Annotated in this window: 10 protein-coding genes; 2 read left to right on the forward strand and 8 right to left on the reverse strand. The window is 66.8% G+C overall.

Going from position 1 to position 11787, the window contains the following annotated elements; all coding sequences use genetic code 11:
- Positions 1 to 10: 10 nt before the first annotated feature.
- From ORK51_RS04365 to ORK51_RS04380, 4 genes are all read right to left on the reverse strand, one after another.
- Complete coding sequence (locus ORK51_RS04365) at positions 11 to 1381, reverse strand: pyridoxal-phosphate dependent enzyme (protein WP_019182592.1); 1371 nt, start codon at positions 1379 to 1381, stop codon at positions 11 to 13.
- 192 nt (positions 1382 to 1573) lie between these two features.
- On the reverse strand, positions 1574 to 1792 hold the full coding sequence (locus ORK51_RS04370) for an HP1242/YdcH family protein (RefSeq protein WP_019182593.1): 219 nt from the start codon (positions 1790 to 1792) through the stop codon (positions 1574 to 1576).
- A gap of 361 nt (positions 1793 to 2153) precedes the next feature.
- A complete protein-coding gene (locus tag ORK51_RS04375; protein WP_070427525.1) occupies positions 2154 to 3035 on the reverse strand; it encodes an OmpA family protein in 882 nt (293 codons plus the stop codon).
- A 14-nt stretch (positions 3036 to 3049) separates the two neighbouring features.
- Positions 3050 to 3433 carry a DUF4398 domain-containing protein gene (locus tag ORK51_RS04380; protein WP_070426558.1) on the reverse strand — a complete coding sequence of 128 codons (384 nt, stop codon included), beginning with the start codon at positions 3431 to 3433 and terminating at the stop codon, positions 3050 to 3052.
- A gap of 97 nt (positions 3434 to 3530) precedes the next feature.
- Between ORK51_RS04380 and ORK51_RS04385 the strand changes: the two genes are divergently transcribed.
- A complete protein-coding gene (locus ORK51_RS04385; RefSeq protein WP_046273783.1) occupies positions 3531 to 4658 on the forward strand; it encodes a PilT/PilU family type 4a pilus ATPase in 1128 nt (375 codons plus the stop codon).
- A 95-nt stretch (positions 4659 to 4753) separates the two neighbouring features.
- On the opposite strand, the gene maiA is transcribed toward ORK51_RS04385, so the two are convergent.
- Both maiA and ORK51_RS04395 read right to left on the reverse strand, forming a co-directional pair.
- The gene (gene maiA / locus ORK51_RS04390; protein WP_266084281.1) at positions 4754 to 5407 is read right to left on the reverse strand and encodes a maleylacetoacetate isomerase; all 654 of its coding nucleotides are present in this window, start codon (positions 5405 to 5407) and stop codon (positions 4754 to 4756) included.
- 20 nt (positions 5408 to 5427) lie between these two features.
- Entirely contained in the window at positions 5428 to 6417 is a 990-nt protein-coding gene (locus ORK51_RS04395; RefSeq protein WP_046273781.1) for a fumarylacetoacetate hydrolase family protein, read from the reverse strand.
- Positions 6418 to 6860: 443 nt separating this feature from the next.
- On the opposite strand from ORK51_RS04395, the gene ORK51_RS04400 reads away from it, so the two are divergent.
- Entirely contained in the window at positions 6861 to 8249 is a 1389-nt protein-coding gene (locus ORK51_RS04400) for a DEAD/DEAH box helicase (RefSeq protein WP_070426556.1), read from the forward strand.
- A gap of 138 nt (positions 8250 to 8387) precedes the next feature.
- Here the strand turns inward: ORK51_RS04400 and ORK51_RS04405 are convergent, their stop codons facing one another.
- Complete coding sequence (locus ORK51_RS04405) at positions 8388 to 10691, reverse strand: TonB-dependent hemoglobin/transferrin/lactoferrin family receptor (RefSeq protein ID WP_266084285.1); 2304 nt, start codon at positions 10689 to 10691, stop codon at positions 8388 to 8390.
- Between the two features lie 174 nt (positions 10692 to 10865).
- Positions 10866 to 11717 (reverse strand): EF-hand domain-containing protein, encoded by an 852-nt coding sequence (locus tag ORK51_RS04410; RefSeq protein WP_266084287.1) that lies wholly within the window; start codon positions 11715 to 11717, stop codon positions 10866 to 10868.
- Between the last annotated feature and the right edge of the window lie 70 nt (positions 11718 to 11787).

Raw genomic sequence — 11787 nt, forward strand, 5'->3', positions numbered from 1 at the left:
ACACTACGGCTTACTGTACGCGGCGACGCAGGTAGTTCAGCAGGTCGATCCGGGTGATCAGGCCAAGGAAATTGGCGCCGTCCATCACGATGGCCACCTGGCCACGGTCGAACACCGGCAGCAGGGCCTCGATCGGGGATTTCACGTCCAGGCGGTCCAGCTTGCTGACCATCGCGGTGGCCACCGGGTCGCGGAAACGGGCTTCATCGCCGTAGACATGCAGCAGCACGTCGCTTTCATCCACGATGCCGACCAGCTGGTCGCCGTCCATCACCGGCAGCTGCGACACGTCATACAGCTTCATGCGCTGGTAGGCGGTGGTCAGCAGGTCGTTCGGGCCGATCACGACAGTGTCGCGCTGGCCGTACGGGCGCAGGATCAGGTCGCGCAGGTCGCCCGACTGCGGGCGCTCCAGGAAGCCGTTGTCCAGCATCCAGTAGTCGTTGTACATCTTGGACAGGTACTTGTTGCCGGTGTCGCAGACCAGCACCAGCACCTTCTTCGGGGTGGTCTGCTCCTTGCAGTACTTCAGCGCCGCGGCCAGCAGGGTGCCGGTGGAGGACCCGCCGAGGATGCCTTCCTTGCCCAGCAGTTCACGGGCGGTGTGGAAGCTCTCGGCATCGCTGATCGCGTAGGCCTTGGTGACGCGGCTGAAATCGGCGATCGAGGGCAGGAAGTCTTCGCCGATGCCTTCCACCAGCCAGCTGCCCGACTTGTCGTTGAGCACGCCATCATTGATGTACTCGGCCAGGATCGAGCCGACCGGATCGGCCAGGACCAGCTCGGTCTTCGGCGAGAGGGTGGCGAAGGCGCGCGACAGGCCGGTCATGGTGCCCGAGCTGCCACAGCCGAACACGATCGCGTCCAGGTCGCCGTCCATCTGCGCCAGGATTTCCGGGCCGGTGCCGAATTCGTGCGCGGCCGGGTTGTCCGGGTTGCCGAACTGGTTGATGAAGTACGCGCCGGGGGTTTCCTCGGCCACGCGCTTGGCCATGTCCTGGTAGTACTCCGGGTGGCCCTTGGCCACGTCCGAACGGGTCAGGCGCACTTCGGCACCCATCGCCTTCAGGTTGAAGATCTTCTCGCGGCTCATCTTGTCCGGCACGACCAGGATCAGCTTGTAGCCCTTCTGCTGGGCGACCAGCGCCAGGCCCAGGCCGGTGTTGCCGGCGGTGCCCTCGACCAGGGTCGCGCCCGGCTTGAGGTCGCCACGCTTCTCGGCGGCTTCGATCATCGACAGGCCGATGCGGTCCTTGATCGATCCTCCGGGATTGGCACTCTCGAGCTTCAGGTAAAGCTCGCAGACCCCCGTATCCAGGCGCTGGGCCTTGACGATCGGGGTCTGGCCAATGAGTTCGAGTACGGAGGAGTGGATTGCCATCGGTTCACATCGATTCGCGCCGCAATGCGGCCGGACCGGTGATTATCCGACGGTTGGCGGCGAAAGTCAGGTTGCCGCGTTCATCAGCCTTGCGGCCGGTTTGCCGCTGCGGGAACGGACCCGGAGCGGCGCGGACGGCACCGGTCGACGAGGAGACCGGAACCGCCCGCGACGTAGGGTGGCAAGAGGGGGTCAGTGCACGGGGGAGGCGTACATCCGTTCCAGTTTCTGCTTGGCCAGCAGCTTTTCACGCTTCATCTGTCCCAGGGTGAGGCTGTCTATCGGGAGCACACCCAGCTCGGCATCCATGCACTTCTTGTTCAACTTCTGGTGCCGTTCGTAAAGCGCCTTGAATTCGGGATCCTGCTTGCGCCGTGCGTCGATATCGCTCTGGGGCTGACCTTCAAACATGATGAACCTCCTATCGCTTCTGCAGAAACAAGAACGCCCCGGCCTGACGGCACGGGGCGCTTGGGGCGGAGTGCCGGGCAACCGTGACCTGCGAACCCGCGGCGGCGTCCAGTGCGTACTGGACCTGCGACTGCTGTGGTTCGTGGCGCTGGTGCATTGCCGGCCCTCCAATCGTCCAGGCCGCGGAAGGCGACCCGGACAACTGACCCTACGCTTGCTTCGGGACCGGTTCAACCCTTTCAAACGATATCGTCGACCGCGCCTAGGCGGGGTTCAGGCTGAACGCGCAGAACAACGGAAATTAAACAAAAACAACCAGTTGCGTCATGACCCGCGGTCATGACGCAACACTGGCCCGGCATCAGGGCGCGATGATGACTTCCGCCGAACGGGCCTTGGTCGCCGCGGCCTTCTTGCCGCTGACCTGCAGCCGGCTGGCACTGACACCGGCGGCCACGAGTGCATCGCGCAGCGCCTCGGCACGCTGCTGGCCGACGCCGGCGGCCGCGTCATAGGCTTCGATCCGGACCCGGCCCTTCTTGCCGATGTTCAGGTACTCGGCCAGCGCCTTGGCCTGGCCCTTGGCCCCGCCGGACAGGCTGCCCTTGCCGGCGGCAAAGGCGTCGCCGCTGAAGGTGAACACTTCCCCGCGGGATTCGAACTTCGAGCCGGGCAGCTTGCTGCCCGACACCAGCTCGGCTTCTTCACGGGCCAGCTTGGCGGCATTCTGCTGGGCCGCACTCAGGCGCGCGGTCTGCTTGCCGGCCACGCTGGTCAGCGCGGTTTCGGCGTCCTGGCGGGCCAACGCTTCCTGCTCGGCCGCCTGGCGCAGGCGCTCGCTTTCCTCGGCCTGGATCTGAGCCTGCACGCGCAGGCGCTCGGCTTCCTGGCGCGCCCGCTGGGCATCGCGGCGGCTGGCTTCGATCAACAGCTCGCTGCGGGTGCGCTCGAGCTGGTCGACCTCACGCTGGGCCAACGCGGCACGGACGCTGGTCTCGGCGATCTCGACCCGGCGCTCGGCCAGGTAACGGGCCTGGTCCAGATCCCGGCGCTTGGCCTTGGCCAGATCGGCCACCGCCTGCTGGGCCTGCAGGCGCTCGAAGGCGGCCAGCTGGGCGGCATCCGGGTTGGCCTGGATCGCCATCAGGCGCTGGGTGAGCTGGGCCACCGCCGGGTCATCGGCGGCCTGGGCCATCAGCGGCAGGCTGAGGCTGGCGGCCAGCAGCAGGCAGGGCATGCGCATCTTGGTGGAGAGCATCAGCGGTCTTCCCCGGTGGCGAGCTGGCGCTGCAGCTGGGTGACTTCATTGCGGCGCAGCTGCAGCTGGGCCGTAGCGGTGGCTTCCTCGCTGCGGGCGCGGGCCAGGTCGGCGTCGACCGTGGCGCGAACGGCCAGCATCGGCGCGTTCTTGCGCTCGCGGCGGTCACCGGCGGCGCGCTGGGCCTGCTCCAGGCCCTGCCGGGCCACGGCGATCAGGTCCGGGGCGTACTGGTCGGCATCGGCCTGGGTGGCCTTGTCGACCGCCTGCCGGGCCTGCATCAGTTCCAGCGCGCCATCCTGCGCCTGTACGGCACCAGAGAGCGCGAATGCGCACACCGTCACATACAGGGCCCGTCGTATTTGTGCGAAGCTAGGTTTCATTGGGGGTGCCGTCGCCAGAGTTGTGTGCGCGGCCATTGTCGGAAGCCTGCGGCGCGCTTGCAATGGCAAGCCGCTGATTGTTGGGGAAACATTTCGCATGGATATCGGCTATTTCCTGAAGCTGATGACCGAAAAGAACGCGTCGGACATGTTCTTGACGACCGGAGCACCGGTATACATCAAGATCGAGGGGAAACTCTATCCGCTGGGCAACACCGGGTTGCCGCCCGGGATGGTCAAGAAGATCGCCTACTCGCTGATGGATGAGGGCCAGGCCCCGCAGTTCGAGCGCGAGCTCGAGCTCAACATGGCCATTGCCCTGCCCGACGCCGGGCGCTTCCGCGTCAACGTGTTCAAGCAGCGCGGCGAGGTCGGCATGGTGATCCGCGCGATCCGCAGCAAGATCCCCAGCATCGAAGAACTCAACCTGCCCCAGGTCCTGAAGGACGTCATCATGACCCCGCGCGGGCTGGTGTTGGTGGTCGGCTCGACCGGCTCGGGAAAGTCGACCTCGCTGGCCTCGATGATCGACCACCGCAACAGCACCACGACCGGGCACATCCTCACCATCGAGGACCCGATCGAGTACCTGCACAAACACAAGATGTCGATCGTGAACCAGCGCGAGGTCGGGCTGGACACGCACACCTTCCACGACGCGTTGAAGAACGCGATGCGTGAAGCGCCCGACGTGATCCTGATCGGCGAGATCCTGGATGCGGAAACCATGGAGGCGGCCATCGCATTCGCTGAAACCGGGCACCTGTGCCTGGCCACCCTGCACTCCAACAACGCCGACCAGACCATCGAGCGCATCCTCAACTTCTTCCCCGAGAGCGCACACCGCAACGTGCTGATGAACCTCTCCCTGAACCTGCGCGCGGTCGTCTCCCAGCGCCTGGTCAAGGGCAAGGACGGGCGCCGCCTGCCGGCCACCGAAGTGCTCATCAACACGCCGATGATCCGCGACCTGCTGCGCCGCGGCCAGGTGCACGAGATCAAGGCGGCGATGGAGGCCTCGCTGGAAGAAGGCATGGAGAGCTTCGACCAGTGCCTGTTCCGGATGGCCAAGAACGGCATCATCGAGCAGGAGGAGGCGCTGCGCGCGGCCGACTCGCGCGATGGCCTGGCGTTGAAATTCCGGCTGTCCGAAGGCGGCAGCGAACACGATCCGTACGCGGATTACTCGGCTGCCTCCGCCCCGGCGATCACGCACGGGTTCTAGCAGTTCCCCACCGTTGGTGGGGGCAATCGACACGGCGCATCGACCAACGGTCGATGCCTACCCGTCTCCCCTCGTCGATCTGTCGATGCCCACCGTCATCCTGCGTCGATCTGATGCTCGGGCCTGGCTGCATCGAATGCCGGCAGGGCCAGGCACGCGGCTTCGATCCGCTGCAACGTCGGGTACGGCGCCAGATCCAGCCCGAACCGGTGCGCGTTGTACAGCTGCGGCACCAGGCAGGCATCGGCCAGGCCGGGCTGGTCGCCATGACAGAACGTACCCGTCCTGGCATCGCCGGCCAACAGCGTTTCCATCGCCGCGAACGCCTCCGCCATCCAGTGCAGCGTCCACTGGGTGCGTGCCTCGGCGCCGGCCTGCAGCGTGCGCTCCAGATACTGCATCACCCGCAGGTTGTTGAGCGGGTGGATGTCACAGGCCACCAGCTGCGCCAGCGCACGCACCCGTGCCCTGTCCTCCGCATCGACGGGCAGCAACGGCGGGGCCGGGAACACCTCGTCCAGATACTCCAGGATCGCCATCGACTGCTGCAGCACGCGCTCGCCATGGCGCAGGGTCGGCACCAGTTCCTGCGGGTTGAGCGCGGCATAGGCCGCGCCGTGCTGCTCGCCGCCCTCACGGACCAGGTGCACCGGGGTGATCCGGTGCGGCAGGCCCTTGAGATTCAGCCCGATGCGCACGCGGTAGGCTGCGCTGGAGCGCCAGTAACTGAACAGCTCGATCGGTTCCATGGCGGTCTCCCGGCCAGTGCTCAGGGCTTGGCCGCCTGCTCGATGCGCTGTTCGATCGCACCGAAGATGCTCTCGCCGGCCGCATCGAACATCTCGATCCGCACCACATCGCCGAAGGACATGAACGGCGTGCTCGGCTTGCCATCGCGCAGGGTTTCCACGGTGCGCTGTTCGGCGAAGCAGGACGCACCCTTGCTGGTGTCCTCGTTGGCGATGGTGCCCGAGCCGACGATCGCACCGGCGCCCAGCGGACGGGTCTTGGCGGCGTGCGCGACCAGCTGGGCGAAGTTGAACTGCATGTCCACGCCGGCTTCCGGCGCGCCGAACCATTCCCCATTGATATGGGTGAGCAGCGGCAGGTGGACCTTGCTGTCCTGCCAGGCGTCACCCAGCTCATCGGGGGTGACGAACACCGGCGACAGCGCCGAGCGCGGCTTGGACTGCAGGAACCCGAAGCCCTTGGCCAGCTCACCCGGGATCAGGTTGCGCAGCGAGACATCGTTGACCAGGCCGATCAGCTGGATGTGGCCGGCGGCCTGCTCCGGCGTCACCGCCATGGGCACGTCGTCGGTGATCACCACCAGCTCGGCTTCCAGATCGATGCCGTATTCCTCGCTGACCACCTTGACCGCGTCGCGCGGGCCGTAGAAACCGGCGCTCGTGGCCTGGTACATCAGCGGGTCGGTGTAGAAGCTCTCCGGCACTTCGGCGCCACGGGCGCGGCGCACGCGGGCCACGTGCGGCAGGTAGGCGCTGCCATCGACGAATTCATAGGCACGCGGCAGCGGCGCGGCCAGCGCCTGCAGGTCGATGTCGAACACGCCGTCGGCGTCACCGTCGTTCAGCGATTCGTACAGGGCATTCAGGCGCGGGGCCAGGTGGCTCCAGTCTTCCAGGGCCTGCTGCAGGGTCGCGGCGATGCCGGTGGCGCGCACGCCCTGGCGCAGATCGCGCGAGACCACGATCAGGGTGCCGTCGCGGCCGCCTTCCTTCAAAGAACCAAGCTTCATGGGTGGGTATCCGGGATCGCGAAAATAGGTTTCAAGTGTAATCAAATGCTTGGCGGACCGACCAGCTGCACCGCCGCATCGCCTTACCCTAATGCATTGCCTACGCGCAGGAGCAGCCACGCATGGCGTGGCTCTATCGGTCTGCCCCCTCCTCCCAAGCTGAACAGGGAGGTTTGGTATGGGTCTCAAACATCCGTTAGACTATCCGGGTCTGCAGCGGCCGTCCGTTTCCCTTCGGGATCGCCGGCGATATGGATCAACGATCCGTCGCCCGCCCCCACTCCGACGCCATTCGTCATGCATTCCAGTCTTCGCACCGCGTCGACTGCACCCAATTCTCGCAGCGCGGTTCACGGGAACGCTCCGAGTCAGCCGATCACATTGATCTGCCTCGCGTCCGGCCATTCGGCCTGGCGTTACTTTGTCTTTGGAGCTTCCACCCGATGTCTTTTGAATCCTTGGGCCTTGCCCCGTTCCTGCTGCGCGCGTTGACCGAGCAGGGCTACGATACCCCGACCCCGATCCAGGAGCAGGCCATTCCGCTCGCCCTGGAAGGCCGCGACCTGCTGGCCGGCGCACAGACCGGTACCGGCAAGACGGCCGCGTTCGGCCTGCCGCTGCTGCAGCACCTGGGCACCAACCCGCAGGCCGTCAATGGCCCGCGCAAGCCGCGTGCACTGGTGCTCGCCCCCACCCGCGAGCTGGCCACCCAGGTGCATGACAGCCTGCGCGGCTACAGCAAGTACCTGCGCATCCCGAGCGCCTGCATCTACGGCGGCGTCGGCATGGGCAACCAGTTCGACGTGCTGCGCCGTGGCGTGGACCTGCTGGTCGCCTGCCCGGGCCGCCTGATCGATCACATCGAGCGTCGCAGCGTCGACCTGTCCGGCATCGAAATCCTGGTCTTGGACGAAGCCGACCGCATGCTCGACATGGGCTTCCTGCCGTCGATCAAGAAGATCCTCGCCAAGCTGCCGCGCCAGAACCGCCAGACCCTGCTGTTCTCGGCCACCTTCGAAGAGAGCATCAAGCAGCTGGCCCTGGAGTTCATGCGCGATCCGGCGCAGATCCAGGTGACCCCGAAGAACACCGTCGCCGAGACCATCACCCACCGCGTGCATCCGGTCGATGGCGCGCGCAAGCGCGAACTGCTGCTGCACCTGCTGGCGCAGGACAGCCGTGAGCAGACCCTGGTGTTCGGCCGTACCAAGCATGGCTGCGACAAGCTGGCGATGTTCCTGGACAAGTCCGGCATCAAGACCGCGGCGATCCACGGCAACAAGAGCCAGGGCCAGCGCCTGCGTGCCCTGGGTGACTTCAAGGCCGGCCGCGTGACCGTGCTGGTGGCCACCGACATCGCCGCGCGCGGTATCGACATCAACGAGCTGCCGAAGGTCATCAACTACGACCTGCCGATGGTGGCCGAGGATTACGTGCACCGCATCGGCCGTACCGGCCGTAACGGTTCGACCGGCCAGGCGATTTCGCTGGTGGCCCAGGACGAAGCCAAGCTGCTGCGCCAGATCGTGCGCCTGCTCGACAAGGACATGGACATCCGCGACGTGCCGGGCTTCGAGCCGCAGACCCCGATCCGCTGGGGCAACAGTGCGCCGGGCAAGGCCGAAGTGCCGGGTGGCGATCGTTCGCCGCGCAAGCATGCGCGTCGTCCGCACAGCGAGGCCCCGCGCCACGCCCATGCCGGCCCGAAGAAGGCCGGTGGCGGCCAGCGTGATGGCGCCGGTCGCGGTGCACCGCGCGGTGGCCAGCCGCAGGGCCAGCGCCGTGGCGGTGCCGGTCGCAGCCAGGGTGGCGGCGGCGGTCGCGCCAGCTGATTCCTACGGGCATCGCTGAAACGCAAAAAGGGCGACGCATCTGCGTCGCCCTTTTTTGTGTATATCGGGAGCCGGCCAGCGGCCGGCACTACCGGCCCGGTCGTTGGCGCCTGTCCGGCAGTGGCTCGGCGCCCCGACTCAGAAGCTGAAGGCCACCGTGATCCGCGCATTGCGGCCGGGCTCGCTGTAGCGGCCGATGCCCTCATCGTTGACGTAGCCGTACAGCGTGTTGGTGCCCTTGTTGATGTTGCGCACGCGCTGCCAGAGGTAGTACTCCTCATTGGTCAGGTTGTAGATACCGGCGCTGAGCTTCCACTGCGGGGTGACGTTCCAGGTGCCGTACAGATCCAGCACGGTGTAGCCATCGGCCTTGTCGACGAAGGCCGGCGTGGTGACCTTGCCGGTGGCGTCGGTGGTGTAGGCGTCCTTCGCTTTCTTGGCCACGGCGTGGGTCACGCTGGCGGTGAGGTTCCACACCGGCGACGGCGCGTAGCGCACGCCCAGTACCGCACTGGCCGGCACGATGCTTTCCAGCGGGTCGCCGTTGCGCTTCTCGCCTTCGCTGTAGGAGGCCGCCAGGCGCGAGGACCAGGCGTCGCTGATCTGCCAGCGCCCTTCCAGTTCCACGCCCTTCACCGTCACTTCGCCCGCGTTGGTCGGCATCGTGTAGTTGCGCGAATACAGCACCGGGCCGGTGGCGGCGGTGCGGAAGCCGCCGGGTACCGACTGGACCAGGTTGGTGTACTCGATGAAGTTCTCGTAGCGGTCGCGGAACACCGACAGGCCCAGCTGCGCGCGATCGGTGCTCCAGCGGTAGCCGAACTCCAGATTCAGGCTCTCCTCCGCCTCCAGGTCCGGGTTGGACACGGTGTCGTTGAGCAGCAGCGGCTGGCCGTTCTGCGCGTTGATGACCTGGGTGGCGCTGGTCGGCGAATACATGTCCGCCACGGTCGGGGCGCGGAAGCCACGACCCACCTGGGCCCACAGCGCATGATCGGGCAGGAAGCGGTACTCGGCGCCCAGCTGCCAGCTCGGCGAAGCGAAGCTCACATCGCGCACGGTGCCGGTGCGGTCCACGAAGGTGGCATCCACCTGCGGTGAGTAATCGTAACGGTCGTAGCGCGCACCGGCGCTGAGCGTCAGCCGTTCGTCCAGCAGCTGCACGCTGTCGCGCAGGTACAGGTTCCAGGCAGTCACGTCGGTCTTGGGCACCTGCCGCGGGTCGATCTCCACCGAGGCGACCGCGCCGGCCGCATTCCAGCGCGTATCAACCGCAGTGAAATCGATGTCGCGCTGCTGCCAGGCCAGGCCGTAGACCACGTCATGGCGCGCGCCGGCAGTGGCGAAGACCTTGCTGAAGTCGGCCGCGGCGCGGTCCAGGGTCTGCTTGGTCGAGCGGTTCTCGCTGCGCAGGCATGGCGTGGTGCCGCCGGGGCAACCGCTGCCGGCCACGATGGTGGTGATGCCACGGCTGTCGGTGACCTGGCGGTCCAGCTGTGCATCCAGCGTATCGAACAGCGCGTTGTCAGCGCGCCACTGGTAGTTCACCCCGTAGCGGTCACGGTCGTTGGTGTCATGGCCTTTGCGCGACAGGTAACCCGGCGCGTAGACGCGCGAGAGGTTGTCCACGTCGTTGGTGGCGCGGCCACGCTCGTAGAGGAAGCCCAGCGTGTTGGCCTCGTCGAGCTGCAGGTCGAGCTTGCCCAGCAGGTTGTCGCGGGTGCTGTCCACCGGATCCGGCGTGCGGCGACCGACCCCGATGCGGTCGTTGGTGGTGTCATACCACGACTCGGATTCATGGCCTTCGCGGCGGGTGTAGACCAGCATCGATTCGACGATGCCGGTACGGTTGGCAAAGGTCAGCGTGCCCATGGTTTCGTCATTGGCACCGGAGTACCCCGCCTTGAAGCCCAGGTGGGTGTCGTTGCCGGTGGGCGTGAGGTAGTCGGCCGGGTCCTTGGTGGTGAACACCACCGCCCCCCCCAGCGCACCGCTGCCGGCGCTGATCGAGTCGGCGCCCTTGATCACGGCCAGGCTTTTGAGGGTATCGATGTCCACATCGCCGCGGCCACCTCGGAAGAACTCGTAGGACCGCGCGGTTTCCACCGATTCGCCCAGGCTCAGGCCATCGACGGTGATCGCGACGCGGTCGCTTTCCAGGCCGCGGATATTGAAGCCGTTGTCACCGAAGCGGCCCATGTCCACGATGCTGACACCGGGGATGTAGCGGATCGCTTCTTCCATCGTGTTGGCCATCTCGTTGTCGAGATCGGCCGCGGTAAGGACGGTGACGTTCTGGTTGGTCGAACGGGTTTTCTTGGCGCGCTCGGCCTGCACGCGCACGGTATCGAGCGTGCTGGCATCGGCAGCGGTTTCAGCATGCACGGTGACGGACAGGCTGGCGCCAACCGCCAGCGCCAGCAGGGTGAGGGACGACTTCATGATCAAGCTCCGCAGGAGGGGAAGGTAATGGCGTGAGGCCGCGGTGGCGGCGGGCCGTTCCTGGCTGCGGCGATCGGTGGATCGAGCGGGGCTGGGGGGCAAGGGCGCGCAGGGGGCGCGCGCCGGGTTCATCCGTGGGTGCAGGCGTGCGACATGCAGCGCACGTCCAGGCAGCTAGCGGTTGCCGTTGGCCGAGTGCGCGCCGGCGACCGGCTCGGGATCGCGTGCATCGACGATGCCGTCGCCATTGCTGTCGGCGCGGTCGAACATGCGCTTGCCCGAGAGCTGGTACTCGGCAAAGGTCATGCGGCCATCGGTGTCCTTGTCCAGCGAGGCGAAGCGCACGCGGGCCTGGCGCGCGGCATCGGCACGCACACGCTGGCGCTGCTGCTCCAGGCGGCCGCTGAACTCGGCGGTGTATTCGGCCAGCGACAGCGTACCGTTGCCGTCGGCATCGGTGGCGGCGAAGCCCGCGGCACGCACTGCATCGAACTCGTCGCGATCCACCGCGCCATCCTGGTTGCGGTCGTACAGTTCCAGCATGCCGTTGGCGGTGTGCGAGGTCGGCATCTTCAGCGGATCGCGCGAAGACGCCGCGGCCGTCTCCTGCGTGGCGTTCTGCGAGGCCTCGTAGCCGGCCCAGGTGCGTTCGCCGGCGGCATCGTACTCGGCGCGGCTGATCGCCCCGTTCCCGTCGCGATCCAGTGCCTTGAAACGGATGTCGGTCTGGCGCAGGTGGCCGGTGCGCGCGTCGGCCAGGCGCACATCGAAGCGCTGCAGGTACTCATCGACGTATTCCTGTTCGTCGACGTGGCCGTCCTGGTTGCGGTCGGTGTCGGTGTAACGCTGCTTGCGGAAGGCCTCGAACTGGGCCCAGCTGACGCTGTAGGTCCCTCCGGTGGCGAACTGCGCCAGGAAGGCGGCTGCGGTCGGGGACACAGGGGTGGCCTTGGTGGCCGGCTGTGCATGGGCGGCCGGCGCCAGCACCAGTGCCAGCAGGGCCGCGGTGAGCGGGACGATCTTCATGGAGGTTCCCCTGGAGAAAGGACGGTTACGGTTCGACAACGTGGACGCGCAGCGATCAGGCGGGCGGCTT

Origin of the sequence: Stenotrophomonas sp. RIT-551 (assembly GCF_026241915.1) — a bacterium.
Classification (GTDB): domain Bacteria; phylum Pseudomonadota; class Gammaproteobacteria; order Xanthomonadales; family Xanthomonadaceae; genus Stenotrophomonas; species Stenotrophomonas bentonitica_A.

Bases quoted from the DNA above. Each gene is read 5' to 3' on its own strand.
- maiA (WP_266084281.1), bottom strand. From the start codon at position 5,407: ATGGAACCGATCGAGCTGTTCAGTTACTGGCGCTCCAGCGCAGCCTAC.
- ORK51_RS04375 (WP_070427525.1), bottom strand. From the start codon at position 3,035: ATGCGCATGCCCTGCCTGCTGCTGGCCGCCAGCCTCAGCCTGCCGCTG.
- ORK51_RS04380 (WP_070426558.1), bottom strand. From the start codon at position 3,433: ATGAAACCTAGCTTCGCACAAATACGACGGGCCCTGTATGTGACGGTG.
- ORK51_RS04385 (WP_046273783.1), top strand. From the start codon at position 3,531: ATGGATATCGGCTATTTCCTGAAGCTGATGACCGAAAAGAACGCGTCG.
- ORK51_RS04395 (WP_046273781.1), bottom strand. From the start codon at position 6,417: ATGAAGCTTGGTTCTTTGAAGGAAGGCGGCCGCGACGGCACCCTGATC.
- ORK51_RS04370 (WP_019182593.1), bottom strand. From the start codon at position 1,792: ATGTTTGAAGGTCAGCCCCAGAGCGATATCGACGCACGGCGCAAGCAG.
- ORK51_RS04410 (WP_266084287.1), bottom strand. From the start codon at position 11,717: ATGAAGATCGTCCCGCTCACCGCGGCCCTGCTGGCACTGGTGCTGGCG.
- ORK51_RS04405 (WP_266084285.1), bottom strand. From the start codon at position 10,691: ATGAAGTCGTCCCTCACCCTGCTGGCGCTGGCGGTTGGCGCCAGCCTG.
- ORK51_RS04365 (WP_019182592.1), bottom strand. From the start codon at position 1,381: ATGGCAATCCACTCCTCCGTACTCGAACTCATTGGCCAGACCCCGATC.
- ORK51_RS04400 (WP_070426556.1), top strand. From the start codon at position 6,861: ATGTCTTTTGAATCCTTGGGCCTTGCCCCGTTCCTGCTGCGCGCGTTG.